General features: G+C 41.0%; 19 protein-coding genes. 11 read left to right on the forward strand and 8 right to left on the reverse strand.

Annotation, left to right across the window (positions count from 1 at the left end; all coding sequences use genetic code 11):
* Positions 1–62 precede the first annotated feature (62 nt).
* The 8 genes from fliF to DM09_RS10860 all read left to right on the forward strand — a co-directional run bounded on the left by fliF (position 63) and on the right by DM09_RS10860 (position 9,447).
* Positions 63–1,697 carry a flagellar basal-body MS-ring/collar protein FliF gene (gene fliF / locus DM09_RS10825; RefSeq protein ID WP_038251002.1) on the forward strand — a complete coding sequence of 545 codons (1,635 nt, stop codon included), beginning with the start codon at positions 63–65 and terminating at the stop codon, positions 1,695–1,697.
* Positions 1,694–2,695, forward strand: a complete 1,002-nt coding sequence (gene fliG / locus DM09_RS10830) for a flagellar motor switch protein FliG (protein WP_038251003.1) — start codon at positions 1,694–1,696, stop codon at positions 2,693–2,695. The genes fliF and fliG overlap by 4 nt, the downstream gene beginning before the upstream one ends.
* 2 nt (positions 2,696–2,697) lie before the next feature.
* Complete coding sequence (locus DM09_RS10835) at positions 2,698–3,480, forward strand: FliH/SctL family protein (protein ID WP_051938409.1); 783 nt, start codon at positions 2,698–2,700, stop codon at positions 3,478–3,480.
* The gene (locus DM09_RS10840; RefSeq protein ID WP_051938410.1) at positions 3,473–4,921 is read left to right on the forward strand and encodes a FliI/YscN family ATPase; all 1,449 of its coding nucleotides are present in this window, start codon (positions 3,473–3,475) and stop codon (positions 4,919–4,921) included. The genes DM09_RS10835 and DM09_RS10840 overlap by 8 nt, the downstream gene beginning before the upstream one ends.
* Before the next feature lie 2 nt (positions 4,922–4,923).
* A complete protein-coding gene (locus tag DM09_RS10845; RefSeq protein WP_038251004.1) occupies positions 4,924–5,373 on the forward strand; it encodes a flagellar export protein FliJ in 450 nt (149 codons plus the stop codon).
* 14 nt (positions 5,374–5,387) lie between these two features.
* On the forward strand, positions 5,388–6,062 hold the full coding sequence (locus DM09_RS11250) for a MotE family protein (protein ID WP_157753699.1): 675 nt from the start codon (positions 5,388–5,390) through the stop codon (positions 6,060–6,062).
* Positions 6,063–6,159: 97 nt separating this feature from the next.
* The gene (locus DM09_RS10855) at positions 6,160–6,585 is read left to right on the forward strand and encodes a hypothetical protein (protein WP_157753700.1); all 426 of its coding nucleotides are present in this window, start codon (positions 6,160–6,162) and stop codon (positions 6,583–6,585) included.
* A gap of 33 nt (positions 6,586–6,618) precedes the next feature.
* The gene (locus DM09_RS10860; RefSeq protein WP_038251006.1) at positions 6,619–9,447 is read left to right on the forward strand and encodes a hypothetical protein; all 2,829 of its coding nucleotides are present in this window, start codon (positions 6,619–6,621) and stop codon (positions 9,445–9,447) included.
* A 19-nt stretch (positions 9,448–9,466) separates the two neighbouring features.
* Here DM09_RS10860 and DM09_RS10865 read toward each other — a convergent pair whose 3' ends face one another.
* Both DM09_RS10865 and DM09_RS10870 read right to left on the reverse strand, forming a co-directional pair.
* Positions 9,467–9,892 carry a potassium channel family protein gene (locus DM09_RS10865; protein WP_038251008.1) on the reverse strand — a complete coding sequence of 142 codons (426 nt, stop codon included), beginning with the start codon at positions 9,890–9,892 and terminating at the stop codon, positions 9,467–9,469.
* 8 nt (positions 9,893–9,900) lie between these two features.
* A complete protein-coding gene (locus DM09_RS10870) occupies positions 9,901–10,212 on the reverse strand; it encodes a DUF4282 domain-containing protein (protein WP_038251010.1) in 312 nt (103 codons plus the stop codon).
* 128 nt (positions 10,213–10,340) lie between these two features.
* On the opposite strand from DM09_RS10870, the gene DM09_RS10875 reads away from it, so the two are divergent.
* Positions 10,341–11,015, forward strand: coding sequence for an RluA family pseudouridine synthase (locus DM09_RS10875; protein ID WP_051938412.1), 675 nt, complete (start codon positions 10,341–10,343; stop codon positions 11,013–11,015).
* Here the strand turns inward: DM09_RS10875 and DM09_RS10880 are convergent.
* The 5 genes from DM09_RS10880 to DM09_RS10900 form a co-directional block, all read right to left on the reverse strand.
* On the reverse strand, positions 10,994–11,953 hold the full coding sequence (locus DM09_RS10880; RefSeq protein ID WP_051938413.1) for a phosphatidylserine decarboxylase: 960 nt from the start codon (positions 11,951–11,953) through the stop codon (positions 10,994–10,996). The genes DM09_RS10875 and DM09_RS10880 overlap by 22 nt on opposite strands.
* A gap of 35 nt (positions 11,954–11,988) precedes the next feature.
* Complete coding sequence (locus DM09_RS10885) at positions 11,989–12,858, reverse strand: MYG1 family protein (protein WP_038251011.1); 870 nt, start codon at positions 12,856–12,858, stop codon at positions 11,989–11,991.
* A gap of 114 nt (positions 12,859–12,972) precedes the next feature.
* Positions 12,973–13,749, reverse strand: a complete 777-nt coding sequence (locus tag DM09_RS10890) for a spermine/spermidine synthase domain-containing protein (protein WP_038251013.1) — start codon at positions 13,747–13,749, stop codon at positions 12,973–12,975.
* A 5-nt stretch (positions 13,750–13,754) separates the two neighbouring features.
* The gene (locus tag DM09_RS10895; RefSeq protein WP_232507822.1) at positions 13,755–14,423 is read right to left on the reverse strand and encodes a glutathione S-transferase; all 669 of its coding nucleotides are present in this window, start codon (positions 14,421–14,423) and stop codon (positions 13,755–13,757) included.
* Positions 14,424–14,431: 8 nt separating this feature from the next.
* Positions 14,432–16,714, reverse strand: a complete 2,283-nt coding sequence (locus DM09_RS10900) for a peptidase U32 family protein (RefSeq protein ID WP_038251039.1) — start codon at positions 16,712–16,714, stop codon at positions 14,432–14,434.
* 182 nt (positions 16,715–16,896) lie between these two features.
* On the opposite strand from DM09_RS10900, the gene DM09_RS10905 reads away from it, so the two are divergent.
* Together DM09_RS10905 and DM09_RS10910 are read left to right on the forward strand one after the other, a co-directional pair.
* Positions 16,897–17,121: a type II toxin-antitoxin system Phd/YefM family antitoxin gene (locus DM09_RS10905; protein WP_038251014.1), complete on the forward strand. Its 225-nt coding sequence runs from the start codon at positions 16,897–16,899 to the stop codon at positions 17,119–17,121.
* 2 nt (positions 17,122–17,123) lie between these two features.
* A complete protein-coding gene (locus tag DM09_RS10910) occupies positions 17,124–17,510 on the forward strand; it encodes a type II toxin-antitoxin system VapC family toxin (protein WP_038251015.1) in 387 nt (128 codons plus the stop codon).
* A gap of 46 nt (positions 17,511–17,556) precedes the next feature.
* Here DM09_RS10910 and DM09_RS10915 read toward each other — a convergent pair.
* On the reverse strand, positions 17,557–17,872 hold a 316-nt coding region (locus DM09_RS10915; protein ID WP_198401672.1), incomplete at its 5' end, for a transposase.

Here is a 17,872-nt window from a genome sequence, read left to right on the forward strand (position 1 = left end):
GACGAATAGCTTCTAAACAACATCAAAGTTTTGAAAGAAAAGAATAGTTAAGGGGAAAAGAAATGGCTGAAGGACTCACTCCAAGCAATAATCCGAATGCAGTAATGACAGGGCAGCAAGAGGTTCTCACAGGTCAAGTCGCTGGTGAAGCACCTATTTCTCAGGTTCAAAATATATTGATAAAGAACCGTCGTGTTATTCTATTTATAGCAGCTGCATTGATGTTTGCTGGTTTTGTGGGTTTGATGCTTTGGTCTTCTGAAAGCCCGTATCGCACGGTGTATTCAGGCATGGATGAAAAAGATGCCGCAGCGATTGTTGAATTGTTACAAAAGGAAAAAATACCCTATAAATTACAAGGTTCAGGTACGGTGTTGGTGCCTGAAAATCAAGTGTATGCGGTGCGTTTGAAGCTAGCCAGTGAAGATATGATGCCAGGTAATGGTGAAGGTTTTGAGATTTTTGACCGCGCCAATGAATTTGGTGTTAGTGATTTTACACAAAAAGTAAATTTGCAACGTGCCATGCAAGTTGAATTGGCGCGTACGATTGAAGTATTACCCATTGTTTCGGCTGCGCGAGTGCATTTAGTATTACCCAAAGAGTCGGCATTTGCTGAACGCGATAGAAAAGCCTCTGCGGCGGTGATGTTAAAACTCACAGGCAATAAAAAACTTAGCCCACAATCTGTAGGTGCAATTCAAAATTTGGTTGCATCAGCTGTGGCAGAATTGGATAAGAACAGTGTTACGATTGTGGATGCATCAGGTAATATGTTATCAGCGATGGATAAACAACAACCTGCAGGCAAAGGGCAGGGCATGTTGGATTATCAAGCCAAGCTTGAGCAGGGTTATGAAGTGCGTTTAACGAGCATGCTGGAGCAAATTGTTGGTTCTGGGCAAGCTGTTGTTCGTGTAACTACAGCTATCAATCGTGAACATGTGGAAAGCAATGCACAAATTTATAATCCTGATGAACAAGTCTTACGCAGCTCAAAAACAGTTAAAGAGAGTCGTAAAGCTGTGGATGGTGTTGCTATGGGTGTGCCAGGTATGACATCGAACAACCCTGATTCTGTGAACCAAGATGGCTCAGTAGCAACGCAAAGCCCACCATCTGAAGAAGCTACCCGAAATGAAAACACAGCAAACTATGAAATCAGCAGCCGCACGGAACATAGGATTGTACCTTTTGGCACGATTGAAAAAGTATCCATTGCTGTGATTGTGGGTGGCAGCTACAAAGAAGGTGAAAATGGCGAGAAAACTTTTGTGCCACGCAGTGACGAAGAGTTGAGAACGATTAAAACATTGGTGCAAAATGCTGTTGGTTTTAATGAAGACAGAGGCGATTCGGTAGAAGTGCAAAGTATGCCTTTGATGGACTTATCCAGTGCTGCAGCGGTGGATATGGAAGGTGTGGTGGATAAAACATTTTATTTGGAGCTGATGCGTTATGGGTTGGCTATGCTTGCTTTACTTTTGGTTGCTTTTTTTATCATGAAACCACTTGCTAAGCGTATATCTGAGAGTAAAAAAGAAGAGTTGAATGCTTTGGGTTTGGATGCCAATGGGGTATCGATTGCAGGTGTGGAGTCTGAGCATGTGGAGCAAATGAATAAGGCGCGACGTGCGGTGTTGAGCAACCCTGATAGAGCCAGCCGGGTCGTCAATGAATGGGTGAGCTCTGTATGACCGATAAACTCAAAGAACTCAAAGGTGAGGATAAAGCTGCAATTTTATTGTATGCCATAGGCCCTGAAGCTGCGACACCGATTATTCAAGATATGGATGACAAAACATTGGCTAGGGTGAGTCGTAAAATGTCTGAACTTGGGCGTATCGATACAGATGTTTTGCAAGCGGTGTTGGATGAATATTTAGAAGTACATGAGTCCAGTGATCCGCTTTTATATAGCTCTCAAAAAGATGTTATGCAGCTGTTAGAACACGCCGTAGACCAAGAAAAAGCCAAAGAAATTATTGAGTACTTAGAGAAACCAAGGCAGTTCACTATTTGGGAAAAATTGTCGCGTATTAATCCAGCGATGATTGTATCCTATATTGAAGCCGAACATCCACAAACAATCGCTTTAATTTTGAGTAAAATACCAGCCGATGTTGCCAGCCAAGTGATTGCTGAGCTTCCTGAAGATATGCAAATATCTGTGGTATTACGCATGTCAAAAATCGAATCGGTACCATCGGAGTTGGTGCGTGATATTGAAGAAACACTTGAGCGAGAAATGGCAGAATCTACAGGTAGTGCAGGCATTAGTTTTGATGGCATGGTGAGTCTGGTTGAGATTCTTAAAACGTTGGACAAAGATGTTTCTAGACCTTTACTCGAACGACTAGAAAGCAAAGATGAAGATTTATTTTCACAAGTGGACAAATTGTTACTTATTTTTGAAGACTTATTAACTTTGTCTGCCAAAGATATTCAAACATTACTCAAACATATTTCATCTGATGATTTGGTTAAAGCGCTCAAAGGTGCACCCGATGAATTGGCAGAAAGTTTCTTTAGCAATATGTCACAGCGTGCAGCAGAGATTATGCGTGAAGATATGCAAGTGATGGGTCCATTAAAACTTTCAGATGTAGAAGAAGCGCAACAAACCATTTTACAGGTGGTGCGCAAGCTTGATGATGAAGGTGCTATATCATTAAGCAGTGATGATATGGTGTAACCATGGCTTTAGAACCTTTACCTACAGCCACAATGGCTGAACAAAAACAACAAGAAAAAACGCTTTTCCCTTATGCTGACTTTAATGCCTCGATGCCTGCAAATGATATGTCAGCTACAGCACAGTTTGAGCCGAAATTTGAGCCGAAAATGGGGGTAGCAGCTGGAGGGCAACAAAACACACAAACTATGCAACCTTTGATACAGCAATCAACAACGGCTTTACCGGAAGAAAAGCAACGTATGGATGAGCTAGAAAAAATGCTTAACGAGGCGCAAAGTCGGGCTGCTGTGATTGAGCAGGAAGCTTATGATAAAGCTTATGCCGCAGGTGAGAAGTCTGGCTTGGCATTGGGTGAAAAACGTGCTGAACAAATTATTGAAAGCATGCAGTTAGTTTTGCAACACGCAGAGCAAGAGTTGCTTAACTTACAACAGCAATCGGTAAACACGGTAATGGATATCACCTCTACGCTGATTGAATATGTGATGGGTGTTGAGAATATTGATTTGGGGCAAGCTTTAGAAACTTCAATCAACCAAGCGATGACGCAGCTTTTACCCAGCGCAGAAAGTCGCGTGGTATTGCTTGTTCATCCACAAGATTTGACCATGTTTAAAAAAATAACATCACTTAGTGATAAAGTTCACTTTCAAACAGGACAAGATATACCAGCAGGCACATGTCGATTGATGACAGCAGAACAAGATGCTCTGATTGACCCCAAACAAAGTTTAGATGAAGCATTAAAACATGTGCGTGAGCAATTGATGCCCCATGGTTGATTCTGTTTTGTGGGATAAACAACATAGGCAACAGGTATTGGATGGTTTGAAATATCAGTCGTCCACATCGATTCGTGGGCGCGTATTTAAAGTGTTAGGCCCTATGATTGAAGCCACGGGTATGAAACGCAGCATTGGTGAAGCCTGTGATATTTTAACAGCATCAGGACATGCCGTGGAAGCTGAGATTGTGGGTTTTCGTGATGATAAAACCCTGATGATGCCAGTGGGCTCCACGCGAGGTATAGCGCCTGGTGATGCTGTTGCACCGCGCAATGCTTATCCATCTGTGCAGGTGGATGAACAACTCTTGGGCAAGGTACTTAACGCATTGGGTGAACCATTGGATGGTGAACCTTTAAACAGCTCTGGTGCATCGTATTCCTTGTATGGTGAAAAACTTAACCCCATGAAACGACAACTGATTCAAAAACCCATGGAGTTAGGCGTACGTATGATGGATGCCTGTTTACCTATGGGTTTTGGGCAACGTTTGGGTTTGTTTGCAGGGCCTGGTGTGGGGAAAAGCATGCTGATGGGCATGTTGGCGCGTAATTCCGATGCAGAAATCAATGTGATTGCCTTGGTGGGTGAACGTAATCGAGAAGTCCGTGAATTTATTGATTATTCATTGGGTGAAGAAGCTTTAAAACGTACTATTGTGGTGGTGGCTACATCAGATATGCCACCCGTGCTTAGGGTGCGCTCTGCCTTGATGGCAACTACCATTGCCGAGGTATTTCGTGCCCAAGGCAAACAAGTTTTATTGATGATGGATAGTTTAACCCGCTTTGCCCAAGCCCAACGTGAAATTGGGTTGATGTTGGGTGAGCCGCCAGCAAGTAAAGGTTTTACACCTTCATGTTTTACTGCCATGGCAGATTTGTTAGAGCGTGCAGGACCGGGTGAAAATGAAGGTAGTATCAGTGCTTTTTATACGGTATTGGTTGAAGGCGAAGATTTGAATGCAGACCCTGTGGCAGATTCAGCGATGTCTGTATTGGATGGGCATATTGTGTTGGATAGAAAGTATGCCGAGCGTGGTCATTATCCTGCGATTAACCTACTGCGAAGTATTAGCCGTTTAGAAAATCAGCTCAGTCCTCCCGAAGTGTTAAAAGCGGCACGTGCCTTGCGTAAAGAAGTATCAGCGTATGAGCATATGGAGGATATGATTAAAATGGGTGCATATGAACAGGGAAGTAATCCAGAGCTTGATAGTATTATTCAACATATGCCTGCGATTGAGAAGTTTTTACAGCAAGGTATGCATGAGACATGCACTAGAGAAAGTGCAGAGCAAATGATTATGCAATTGATTCAAAATAAACCGAATATCATTGCGCAACAAGTTCAACAACCGCAGATGCAAGGTCACATTCAAGGGCAGGCTCAAGGGCAGCAGCAGATGCAGGGTCAAGTTGAACCCCAAGGCTTTTAATCATGACACGTTCCCCACATCAGCTCTTATCACAAGTCTCAGAACATAAACGAGATAAAGAAAGTGATATTCTTAAGCAACTCACAGATTATCATGTTGAGCTTGAAGCAAAAATGAATGATGCCATTCAAATGCGGGCAACATTGGAAGCCCAACGTGTAACCAATATGGAACATGGCACGCAAGCAACAGAATTGTTGATGCTGGAGCAGGCAACCCAAGAGCAGCGCTTACGTATTTATGAAGTGAGCTGTGAAATTGCAGCCTTGGATAAAGCCATTGAAGAGCAGCGCAAAAAATGGGCTGAGCAGCACAAAAAATGCAAAGCACATGAAACCATGGCACAAAAACATGCACATACTGCCCAGCGCAAACAAGAACAAACACAACAGAATGTTTTGGATGACCAGTATTCAGCCAAAATGTTTGGCAACCGTACAGAGGTGGTATGATGGGTGGGTTAAATATGAATAAAATTGTGATGATGAGCCTGATGGTGATGATTACGGTATTGGGTCTAGGCAAAATAAGTTTACCATTTTTACAATCACAACAAGTGCTTACAGCGGTTTCTACACCGATAGAAAATGAGAAGACTAGTGAAGTAATAAAAGAAGTAGTTACTTCAGCCAAGAAAACAGATGTAGAAAGCTGGGCAACTCAATTTATCAACCAAGATATGATTCCTTCGGTAGAAGCAGCCGAGCAAATGACACTTAAAGAAGAGCGCAATACCCCACAGCAAGATACCAGTAACCTTTTGGCTTTGCGTGAGCAGAAAAAAGCCTTAAGTGAACGTGAAAAAGCGCTAGAAGAGCGAGAAGCAGTAGTTCAAGAAGCCGAGCAACGGGCACAAGATAAAATTACAGAATTATTGCAGCTTGAAGCACGGATTCAAACGATGTTGGCAGAAGAACAAAGCATTAAAGATAAAAAAATAAAACGTTTAACCGCAGTGTATGAAGGTATGAAAGCCGATCGTGCGGCACCTGTTATCGCGCAAATGGATTTAAGTATTGTGGTTAAAATCTTCTCGCGTATGAGTGAAAAACAAGTGGGTAAAATCCTTTCATTCTTAAACCCCAAACAAGCCGTAGTCATCAGCCAAGCACTTACAGAGCGCATTGCATCGGTCAAGTAACTGCTGGTTTCAGCATTTGATGTAAATAATTGCTAAATGTGGCATTGGTTTTGCTTTTTTGAGCAATAAATAAAAGTGCAGGTTAGGGATGTGTTCTGTGAATAAATTGGCTGAAGAGCTTGCTTTAAGAGCAAAGCAAACCATTGCAACAGCAATGATAGATTTAGATAGATTTGAGGTCATGGGCATATGGCACAGTGTTGGTGGGTTTAGCGATGCATATATCAATATGGTTGCTTTATCTGCAGCAGAATTATTCCGTGGTCCACGTACTATTAAGATTGAAGAGCTACTTGCAGCCCAGCGTAACCAGCCATTCCAATATCATATTGATGAATATTATTTTCATACGAAAGGAACACATCATTTCATGATGATTGTGCCTGAAACAGCCATGTTAGCAGTGTTAATTACACCAACACAGAATAATAGGGAGAATGATCGCCAGTTATTGCTTGATTATTTACCCACGATTAAACCTCATTGCTTAGCGCCTTTACCTGTTGATGACCTTTATCAGTAAAAAGCATTTTTAATCATATATTTAGGATAGTTTATGAAACAAAATAAATCGATGTATTTTCATTATACGGAGTGGGTGATTAATCATCCACGGTTTGCTATTTTTATGGCAATACTTATTGGTTTGTCATTATTAAATGACCCTTGGGTGGCATCAGTGTTATTTGTGTTATTTAGCATTGAAATTGGACATAGAATAGCACTTATTTATTATCGTTCTCAAATTAACCCTTATAAATTGGATGTTCGTCGTAAAACGGAAATCTTTTTCTTGGTTTTGGATATTTTGGCGGTTGTTTCTCTTTTGATAACAGTATTTCAATCCTCAATTCCGCTTGAAGATGCGGTGTTAGCACGGGTTTTTCGTTTGGTGTACTTGCTTCGTGCGGTCAGGTTATTTCGTTATATTGACTTACAAAGCGCTTTATATTCACCGACATATGGCATGCTTGTTTCGCTTATTGTTATTGTTTCATTTTTTGCTGAAGGTATTGCGTTAACAGCAATTTTGGTGTTTTTCTCTGTTGAGATTTCAGTGCGTTATATTGTGATGAAAAACATGTATTTTGCATCAAAGAAAGAGCGTATGACGGAATGGTTCTTTTGGTGGATTGATTTGATTGCAACGCTTGCCATGTTGCCAATGTTTTCATCTCTAGGGGCAGGGGCGGCATTACGAATTCTTCGTTTAACCAGGCTTTTAAGACCTTGGATGGTAATCTTTAAGAACCTTGTATCAGTTATTCGTGAAGGTCAGTTTATGCAGGAAATCAATTTGATATTACTGGTGTTGTCGGTGTTGTCTATTGGTGGAGGCTTTGCCGCAAGCCTTGTGATTGGGGAGTATGATTATACCAATGATGGTATCATTAATGATAAAGATCGTACAATGCTCGCCCATATATGGTTTTCATTCCGCGCTTTTACCGATCCCGGCAATGCTGTACATTTTCCAGCTTCTGATGCAGTTGCTTTTTTCTCCGTGTTTGCTGTTATTGCAGGTGTTTTCATTTTTGCTTTTTTCATTGGTATTGGGGCGAGTATTGTATCGGGTTTGATGGCAAAACTGCGCAATGATAACCTAAATATTGCCAATCATATGGTGATGTTAGGTTGGAATGCTTCATCGCCTTTTGTTATTCAGCAATTAAGAGTGTTATCAAATCGAACATTCTCACAACTTAAGCTTGTTTTACTTAATGATAAGGAGCAGCAACCTAAGACATTTAAAAATGAACCTTGGGTGAGTTATCGGTGGGGAGACATGGAAGAAAGCTCTGATTTAAAGCGGGTGAACTTATCTGCAGCCAAACAGGCGATTGTCAATGTTCCTGATCATGAAAGCATGTCGGAAAACTTAGCGCATAGCTTCTTTTCTCTTTTATCTATTCGAGCAGAAAACCCCAATATATTTATTAACTATGCAACCCCTGGATTAGCGACCCCACATTTGAGTTCATATCATCATCAGTTACAAGTTGGTTGGGATAAAAAAGGTTTTTACAATAAACCAACGGTTATTTTATCGCAGGTAGATATTAAAGCGAACTTATTTAGGCAACTTATGCATTACCCTGATTTTGACCAAGTAATTAGTCGTCTGATGATTCCTGTGCGTCATGATGAATCATCACTTCAAGTGGTTGATTGGTCTGGTAAAGTGTATGAAAAGAATGATGTTTATTATATTGAATCATCATGTGGGAAGCACAAGTCTGAGCTGCATAGGTTTATTTGTGCATTGTTTTTAAGGGGAGTTATTCTTGTTTCCTTTTCAGATAAAGATTTGAATATTTATACAACGATTCAGCCTAGTGCATCGTTTGAAATTGCCTATTTGATAGGTATTGCTTTAGATGCAAATACTTTACAAGGTGAAGTGGAATATGCTTTACGTCATATTGATGAGATTGTTAAACCGACACCGAAAACCTATCCAACAACAGGGTTAAAGCCGTTGGCAAATGTTACAACTCTTAAAGTTGTTATCATTGGTCATCTCAAAGCATTGCCATTAATTCTCAAACGTTTACTGGCATCATATGATAAACTAGAAGTGACCATTGTGGATGACCTTAATCGAGAGGAACACTTGGATACGCTTGTTTATTTGCGTCGGCGCATTAGTGAAATGCAAGGTGCGAGTGAATGTATTGACACAAAAATATTGCGTTGGTCTTTTGCTGATATGGATTATTTACGAGATGTTGTTAAAGGTGCAGATCGTATTATTTTGTCACGTCCTGCGCATATTAAAAAACGCCCGCATGCAATCGTTTCTAGTGTGTTATCACACTTGTTTACTATCCTTGATGAGCTTGGTGAGAAGCCATATATCTTCCCAGTGGTTGACTCGCGTGATCAAGCTGAGGTTTTGCAAAAAGAATTAAATAAATTTGATGTGGAGCATGAAGTGCATGTGGTTGTGCCCAATGAGTTTTATGGTACATATGTCGCGCATACAAGCTTTGGTATGTTCATGGCCAAAAGTGAGCCAGTATATAATAGCCAACGTGCATTACGCTATGTGATTAATGATCTGCTCGCAGATAATGATAAAATGGACATTTTTGATCTCGATGCACTAACGGTTACACAAGCTTTACCTGCTGATTTATCGGTATTGTTTAGTAGTTTGTTAGCAGAAAAGTGTTTGTTGATTGGCTATAGGCTCAAAAGTTCTTTTGAACGTACGGATAGTGTTTATGAAGCCATTTTCAAAGCATTCCCTAGAGAAAATAATTTCAGATGTTTACGCCAAATGCACTTGGTTATAAACCCAATTGGTTCTACAGTGTTAGAAAAAACATGGGAAACGCGTCGTGATGATATTGTTGAGCTTATTGTAATTCGGACGGCATAAACAGACCATATTGATTGGTTTAGCGGTCGTGCCAATAGCGTTGCATTTCAAAGTATAAGAAGGATGCTGTCCATGTAATCAAGACAAGCCCTGTCACTGCTTCAATACCCACCAAAAAGCGAAGTATGCCGTGTGGGGCAATATCGCCAAAACCAAGGGTGGTGAAGGTGGTGAATGAAAAATAAGCGGCATCCAATAGGCTGCCTTTGTAGTTGCCTTCGAGGTAACCCCAGCTTGGGCTGCTATGCATCAGGTAATATGCGATGGCAAATACCCAAATTTCAATGACATGGGCAATCAAAGCACCAAACACGCCAAATACAATGCGTAGGCGATGTTTTATTTTGAGTTTAGGCATCACAGATGTCATTTGGAATAACACTTCATAGTGAATCATCACGGCAATGCCAACAATCATACAGTTTAAGGTAAATGGAATAAGCATAACGTTAGTTAGGGTTTCTCCAATGCATTGTGCATTTGCATATAAGCGATAAGAAATTCAAATATCATGCGCCAAAATAACTCGATGAATCCTAGCATCAAGATAAAAAATAAGGTGAGCATGCTTTTCTGCTTCGTATTTAATAATTGCCACATCCATTGCTGACCTTTTTTGAGGCTAAGGTGAATAATATTCAGCTTTTGACTGAGTTGAAGGCATAAATACCACGTGATAATGGGCAGTATCAAAGCACCAAGATAATAGAAGATAAAAAGTGCAGGCAGGCTGATAAAGCTTTGAAAGGTAAGGAAATCTAACATTTGCAGCCCAGTTTGTGATGGATAAACATGCTGCAAGTGTGGCTAGAAGTTGCTTTTTGGCAAGGGCAGTGGAATTTTGTGCTGCATGTATGGTTTCAGCTTTGTCTAAAGTCAGTTAGTTTTGCCAAATGTTCACCTATTCAGCCCAAGATTTGGAAGCAGCGATTATATTTGAAGATTCGCGGTTTATTTTTATCAATAAACCTACAGGTTTGGCTGTGCATGGTGTGATTCAACAAGAATGTGCGCCTGATAGCCTTGGTGTGATTGAATTGTTGCGTTTATCGCGACCTGATGTGCCGTATTTGGAATTGGCGCACCGCTTGGATAGACCTACATCGGGTGTACTGGTGGTTGCCAAGCGAAAAAGTGCATTACGTGCATTTCAGAAGCAGCAGGAAAACAGAGGCGTGGATAAACATTATGTGGCTCTCGTCAAAGGTGTGTGGCAGGGCGGGCATAAAAAAGTGGATACACCATTGCTTAAGGTGAAACATCAAGATGGCAGTTGGTCGGTGCATGTAGATAAAGCGAAAGGTAAGCGTGCAGTATCTTATTTTGCACCCGTTGAATCTCATGAAGATACATCACTGCTGCGCATCAAAATCATCACAGGACGCACCCATCAAATCAGAGTACACGCATCATCCATTGGTTTTCCTATTGCGGGTGACAATCAATATGGTGATAAAGCCTTTAATCAAAGCGAGGCGTACAAGCGTTTAATGCTTCACGCGGAATCCATCAAATTCTCACTGCCTGACATTGCAGAGTATGATATTCAAGCCTCCATACCTTTCTGAGTACTGCGGTTTTTAGATGCAGGCTTTCGCGCCACTACATCACCAAGTTGGATATAGGTTTCTATGCCTGCCTTGGTGTTTTCTAACATATCAGTGGAAGGTACCCACTTTCCTTTTTCACCACATAACACAACTGTGCTTCCACCAAAAAGAAAATAGCCTTTTTCATCGCCTTTTTTAAAAGGTTTAGATTCATCATAGGTTTGTACGATTTTACCCACCATGGTTGCGCCCACTTCAATATAGGCGAGCTTGCCAAAGTGTTCCGTTTCCAAGATGGAGACACGCCTTTCATTTTTGATAAAAATATCGTGCCTATATTTTAACGCCAATGGATTGACTGAATGTAGGTCGCCAGCAACTGTAAAAGATTGAAGCGTTCTGCCATCATCGGGATAGTGGTAGCGGTGATAATCCACAGGGCATAATCTCGCAATTATCAGTGGGCCATCAATAAAGTCTTTGGCTAATTCATCATCACCAATCAGATCAATAGCGCGCAACATGGATCCTTTAACGGGGATATTGAGATCATCGGTCATGCTTTCATGCCCAAAGTATCGCGCTTCGGCAAACGCGCCCATTTCTTCATCTTTTGGGGTAAAAGTTCTTTGTCCGTCTTTAAACTTGCGAATAAAGAACTCATTAAAGGATTGGTAGGATGTTTCAATAGGGTTGCCTTTCAAAGACCCTTTTTGATATTGCTCAATTTGAATAGCAAAGTTTTTAATAAAAGGTGGCACTTTTTGTGCAGATTTCACACTATCTTGTGCTTTTCCGTAGAGCCGGCTGAGCATTTTGCTGGCAATAAAAGGTGCTAGAAGCCGTCCTATGGGGTTGCCATAGGCAAATTTAACCATGTCACCACCATAGACTTTTTCAATGTCCATTTTGTTTTCGTAGCGGTTAAATACTTGAATTTCAAAGTCTTGGCTCATGCTCGGGAATCCTTTGTCCTAATCTTATGCTTTAATTATGCGTCAACGGCCATTTCTGCCATTTTCATGGTGCTTTCAAATGATTTTGCACCCGCAATAAATAAACCATTATGACAGAACATAGCATCATCAATGCCTGTCACATCTTGAAGTTCTTTATCGGATAAACCTGCCCATGCTTGTGGTAGCTCTTTCCTATTTTCAAATGTACCCAACTCCGCAGGCACAGTTTGAATGCGCCATTCACCTGTTTGCGATGGATATACCACAAATAATGCCTCATCGGATAAGTTCACCACTGTTTTTTTCCATGGTGTATATTGTTCCAATACAATCACTCTTGGATCAGCTGCATTTTCAATCGCTTTGGCCACAATGGCTTTGGCATCTAAACCACCTTTAGCAGCTGCAATAAAACGCGTTAAAATACGTGATGCAAATTCAACGGCTTCATCAAAACATTCATCTACATGTTTATCTTCCTGCCAAGTTGGGTTAAACATGCCAATGGTTTGGCTAAGGCTAATACCTTCTTGAACACCTTGAACATAACCACAATCAATGGCATCAATGGTGGATACCAAACCTGCGTCCAAAGCATTAGCCAAGTCTGGATTGCCGTCACACATTTCTAAGCCGTATTTCTGCCAAATAATACCAAAGGAAGAGTAGGGGATACCGTTCTCACGCTCACCAGCACCACCGCGTTGATGATGGTCAAAGCGGTCTGTTTCAGGGTCGTATTCACCGCCCACATCCACAACAATATCTGCCTTGGCGATAAGCTCTAAATTACGCGTACGAATCAGCTCAAAAGAAGGCAATATATGTTTAAATACAGCGATACTAAATACATCATCTGCGTGAAAGTTGCCATTGTGTGTTGCTATTGTTTTATTATTCATGTGTTTTTATGACCTGTGAAAAAGGGAGGGTACTCTTTTATATTTTTGAGAACTTTATATTAAGGCTGCTAAAAAAGTAGCATATTTTAATAATGTGTGGATATGGCGAGTGAACTAACCAACCCCAAACTTATTCCCCTGTGTTCTCCAAAGTAGTTTGGCATAACGTTCCATGGGAATATTCATTTTTCCTTGTAGCTGTTTAGCTTTGGCAAGCAGCGCTTTTCTTTTGATGATAGGAATATCATTTTTGAAAGCGAGTACGATGGTGTTTCCACTTTCTGCTTCAAAGCTTAACAGTTGGTTTTCAAATGCTAGTGCCAGTAAATCATCCAGTTCTTTTCGTGATTCAAGTGCGGTATTCCAGATATTAAGTACGAGCACACCATGTTGGCTAAGTGCATCTTTACAATCACGCAAATAGGAAAATTGTAGTTGTTGTGGTTCCATGCCTTCTGAGGTGTATAAATCTGAAAAGATAATATCACTTTTCATGTCTGTATTTTTGATGTAATTCACCGCATCATCAATATGAATAGACAGGCGGTTGGTATCAGGTAAATAAAAATACTTTTTGGTTATGTTCGCCACTTCTTCGCGGTATTCAACCGTATCTACACTTAACTCGGGAAAATGATGCAGCAGGCTCTTGGTCATAGAGCCCGCGCCCAGCCCCATAATAGTGGCTAGCTTGACACTGGGGATAAAAAATAAACCCACCATCATGGCTTGGGTATAGGCAAGGTCTAATCCGTGAATGTCATTAAGTTTCATGCTGCTTTGATAGATTTGTTGATCAAAGCTGAGAATCCTACTGGTTCTTGTTTCATAAACATAAATGGGGCCGTGTTCATCTGCGGTTGATGCGATACAAGTGCCTTTGATATACATGTTACTCACTCACCCAAGATACACTGCTCATGATGTTCTAACCACAATGGATATTTGAACATCGCCTTCGCAAACAATCTGCTTTGCAAATAGTGGCGCAACCAGCGCCGTAAGTTGGTGTATCTATCATGTGAAAACTCAGCTTTGTTCACCTTTGAGAATTGTCGAATAAAAGGAAGCAATGCAATATCAAGCAAGCTGGGCGTAGCACCCATTAAAAATTCATGCTGTGTAAGCCTCTTTTCTAGGGCTTGAATAAAAGGCTCGCAGTCAAGGCGGCAAGCTTCTAAATCATTGCCGTGGTAGCGTTTGGCACGTTTATACTTTTCTAGAGTAGGTTTAAATTCAGCGTCGCTTTCTTTAATAACTTCCAACATCTCGCTCAGTTTACTTTCATCGTGAGCATAAAGCAGGTTTTCTGGGTCAGTGCGTTTAAGCGCCCAAAGCATGATACCTAAACTTTCCTCAATCACTTCATCATTGTTGATGACCAAAACAGGCACAGTACCTTTGGGTGATGCAATCAACATCTCTACAGGTTTATCTTTTAATGTAATCGCGCGTAGCTGTACCTTTTGTTGCGCAAGCAATAGCGCCAGCCTTGCGCGCATGGCATAGGGGCAGTTTTGTAAAGAATACAACACGGGTAATTCAAGCATAGGTGTCGATGACATGGGCGAGTTTATAAGCCCTGAATATATTGCGCACTTGTCGAGAGGGTAACCATTTGGCTTAGATGTTTGGCGGCTTGTTGTTTACCATCTTCACTGGCTTGATGGATAAGGTTTTCAAAGTGTTTGAGAAGCTCGGCTTTATTATGTTCTTGTTTAGAGCCTGAACCGATATTGGTGAGATCGATAAAGAATTCATCAAACAATTCGCCCAAATCAGTGACAATATCTGTGTTTAAAAATTGCTCATGATTATAAATGCTTGGATAACCGCCGCGTTGTTTATCCACGGCAAATGATACACCTTTCACATTGGTAATCGTGGTCGCCTTTTCACATTTGAGCATACACCCATCTTCAATTGTAGGTTTATTACAGCCTACAGTTTGCTGGAAGAAACACTGGCGGCTGGTCATCAATAAGATGGGATGGTAAATACTGTACACCAATTTGAAATTCTCTGGACGTGAAATCTTTCTGATTTGCATGCGATTGATTTCGTTTGAAATAAATGCGCCCGCGCAGTTTAATTCTTCTTGCAGCGTGAGTAACGCATAAGAATTGGTGGTATTTAAGAAAGGCCCTGCAATCCATTCAATACCCATTTCATAGGCTTTATATGCCACGCCTGTGTTATTGCTGACAATGCGGGCAGGTTGAATTTCTTCTAATAAACGCACCGATTCATCATAATCTTTACCAATCAATACCGCAGGAAACCACGGAATAAGCTGAGGGTGGCGCTTAAAAATATCAATGTATTTATCGCAGCCTTTTTTCCAGCTTTCAGGCAGTTTGAAATACACATCTGCATCCGTGATATCACATAAACTCACATCTTTTTCATCAGCGATAAGAATAGACATACTGTGTTTTGCATCTTGTTTAGTATGATTTTGCAGAGGCGGAATATCTACAAATGGCACAAGTTCAATCTCATGATTTAATATATATGCAGCTTGGTTTTTAAGCTGGGTGAGTTCTTTAAAGGGAATACTTAAACCCTCGCTAAGGTCTGTGCAGTTAAAACCTGTGATATTATAATCTTGGCTGGCAAATTTTTTAAATCGCTTTTCAATCACAGCTTGGGTGATGGGTAGTTCCTTAGTCGTGCGCAGTGTTGATTCGGTCTGCAAGGTGTGGGTTTTATGTGTATCAATCCCATCCACAGTATCACCAATGGTTAAGGTTAGGCGCAAGGGTTGGCCTAATTGCCCAGAGAAAGTGAGCTGTAAGGGTTGTTTGGCAATGCTGAGGTATTGAATTTTTTCATTCAATTCTTCGCCCAGTTCATTCTTTTTGGCAAACAAGCCATCTTTCACTTCTTGAATTTGTATCACAGTTTTAGCGCTGCTTTTTTTCACTGCATGTTCAATGCTGTGGTCGCGAGGATTGTCGATAAACATATCTTTGGCGAGGTTGCCTTTCAGGAAGGAGTTGGTGAAATCACGGTTAAACACGCGGTGTAAGTTGGAGTCATCAGGCGCTAGCTGACCTGATGCCACAAAGCTATCAATGGATTTGCGCCAAGTGTCGGTCACGGTATACACATAATGAGCATTTTTGATTCGGCCTTCAATTTTTAATGAATCCACTTGTGCATCTACCAATTGGGGTAGGTCAAAATATGCGGAGTTATCTTTTAAATTTAGTGGGAAGCGGTTGCCTGCATCGGTGATTTCATATTCATCACGGCACGCTTGGCTGCAACTGCCCCTATTGCCCGAGTTGCCCACGCTAACCGAGCTTGAATAACATTGCCCCGAGAACGCGATGCACAATGCACCATGCACAAACACTTCGGTAAGCACATCATAGTCATGTGCAACGGCAGTTAATGTTTTAATTTCATGGATATTCAATTCACGCGACAAATTCAGGCGTGATGCACCAAGCTTGCCCAAGAATTTGATTTGCCCTTCATTATGCGTGGTGAGCTGGGTGGATGCGTGAATATCCAAAGTAGGGAAGTATTTCTTCACCAGATTAAAAATACCAACATCCTGCACAATGATGCCGTCCACGCCTGAGTTCATCAATTTATTCAATAGTTTGATAAGACTAGGCAGCTCTTGTTCCAGAATCACCACATTTACGGTTAAAAACACATCGCAATCGTATTTATGCGCTAAGCGAATCACGCCCGTTAAGTCATCATAGGAAAGGTTGGCAGCGCGGTTGCGAGCGTTGAAATTATCCAAGCCGCAGTAAACCGCATTTGCGCCCGCAATCACAGCAGCTTTAATGGCTTCAACACCACCACCAGGGGCTAATAATTCAATCTTTCTGCTCATATTGTTATCGTTATTATTCATGTGTTTTGTGACCATTGCGGAGGAAATAGGGTGTTGGAAAATTTCATATTTTGAGCAATCTTATACGAAGACAACTTACAAAAATAGAATCTTATCATTATACACATATATTGACTTAGCTAACTAAGTGGACTAAATTTCCTTTACCGTAGGAGTTTCTTATGCATCAAATCAATATCCATGAAGCGAAAACCAATTTATCCAAGCTGATTCAAGAAGCCTTAAATGGTGAAGAAGTGATTATCGCCAAAGGCAATAAGCCTGTGGTCAAACTTGTACCGTTACAGCAACAAAAAGTGACGCGTCAGCTTGGTTTGGCAAAAGGAAAAATAACCATGACCGATGATTTTGATGCGCCTTTGGATGATTTCTCGGCATATATGTAATCATGCGTTTATTATTGGATACACATGCACTGATTTGGATGGCATCGATTGATGATAAACTTAGCGAAAAAGCCAAGTCACTCATTTTAGATACGGATAATGAATTATTTCTAAGCGTTGCCAGCATTTGGGAAATGTCTATCAAAGCAAGCCTTGGCAAACTTATTTTACAACAGCCTATTGTGCAGATTATTAATGAACAAGTGCAAACCAATGGCGTACAGCTTATCAATATCGAAGCTGCACATGCTTTAGCCGTAAGCACATTACCTTGGCATCACCGAGACCCATTTGACCGTTTAATCATGGCTCAAAGCCAATTGGAAAACCTAACTATTTTAGGCTGTGATGCGGCGATGGATGCTTATGCAATTAAAAGGGTTTGGTGATAGGGATATCCTCGACCCTGTAAATCCTTCTGTGTAAATTCATTACCTAAAACTTCTCAGGCATCCTATCTGGAAACTCAATCATGAACCTATTAAGCGCAGCTTTCCAGTGATGAATTGGCATAGTCCATTTTTTGGATGCTGATTCAATGGCTAGATACACGACCTTCATGGCTGAATTATCAGTTGGGAACACCTTACGATTTTTGATTGCTTTGCGTACCACGCTATTGAGTGATTCAATGGCGTTGGTCGTGTAAATAGCCTTCCTAATATCATCAGGGTAATCAAATAAAGTGATTAGGTTTTCCCAATGTCTGCGCCACATTTGACTAATAGTTGGGAATTTATCATCCCATTTT

Origin of the sequence: Ghiorsea bivora (assembly GCF_000744415.1) — a bacterium.
Classification (GTDB): Bacteria; Pseudomonadota; Zetaproteobacteria; order Mariprofundales; family Mariprofundaceae; genus Ghiorsea; species Ghiorsea bivora.

Excerpts from the sequence above, each read along its gene's own strand:
- DM09_RS10900 (WP_038251039.1), bottom strand. The coding sequence starts at position 16,714 with ATGAGCAGAAAGATTGAATTATTAGCCCCTGGTGGTGGTGTTGAAGCC.
- fliG (WP_038251003.1), top strand. The coding sequence starts at position 1,694 with ATGACCGATAAACTCAAAGAACTCAAAGGTGAGGATAAAGCTGCAATT.
- DM09_RS10910 (WP_038251015.1), top strand. The coding sequence starts at position 17,124 with ATGCGTTTATTATTGGATACACATGCACTGATTTGGATGGCATCGATT.
- DM09_RS10835 (WP_051938409.1), top strand. The coding sequence starts at position 2,698 with ATGGCTTTAGAACCTTTACCTACAGCCACAATGGCTGAACAAAAACAA.
- fliF (WP_038251002.1), top strand. The coding sequence starts at position 63 with ATGGCTGAAGGACTCACTCCAAGCAATAATCCGAATGCAGTAATGACA.
- DM09_RS10860 (WP_038251006.1), top strand. The coding sequence starts at position 6,619 with ATGAAACAAAATAAATCGATGTATTTTCATTATACGGAGTGGGTGATT.
- DM09_RS10880 (WP_051938413.1), bottom strand. The coding sequence starts at position 11,953 with ATGAGCCAAGACTTTGAAATTCAAGTATTTAACCGCTACGAAAACAAA.
- DM09_RS10845 (WP_038251004.1), top strand. The coding sequence starts at position 4,924 with ATGACACGTTCCCCACATCAGCTCTTATCACAAGTCTCAGAACATAAA.
- DM09_RS10895 (WP_232507822.1), bottom strand. The coding sequence starts at position 14,423 with ATGTCATCGACACCTATGCTTGAATTACCCGTGTTGTATTCTTTACAA.
- DM09_RS10875 (WP_051938412.1), top strand. The coding sequence starts at position 10,341 with ATGTTCACCTATTCAGCCCAAGATTTGGAAGCAGCGATTATATTTGAA.
- DM09_RS10890 (WP_038251013.1), bottom strand. The coding sequence starts at position 13,749 with ATGTATATCAAAGGCACTTGTATCGCATCAACCGCAGATGAACACGGC.
- DM09_RS10905 (WP_038251014.1), top strand. The coding sequence starts at position 16,897 with ATGCATCAAATCAATATCCATGAAGCGAAAACCAATTTATCCAAGCTG.
- DM09_RS10865 (WP_038251008.1), bottom strand. The coding sequence starts at position 9,892 with ATGCTTATTCCATTTACCTTAAACTGTATGATTGTTGGCATTGCCGTG.
- DM09_RS10870 (WP_038251010.1), bottom strand. The coding sequence starts at position 10,212 with ATGTTAGATTTCCTTACCTTTCAAAGCTTTATCAGCCTGCCTGCACTT.
- DM09_RS10840 (WP_051938410.1), top strand. The coding sequence starts at position 3,473 with ATGGTTGATTCTGTTTTGTGGGATAAACAACATAGGCAACAGGTATTG.
- DM09_RS10885 (WP_038251011.1), bottom strand. The coding sequence starts at position 12,858 with ATGAATAATAAAACAATAGCAACACACAATGGCAACTTTCACGCAGAT.
- DM09_RS11250 (WP_157753699.1), top strand. The coding sequence starts at position 5,388 with ATGAATAAAATTGTGATGATGAGCCTGATGGTGATGATTACGGTATTG.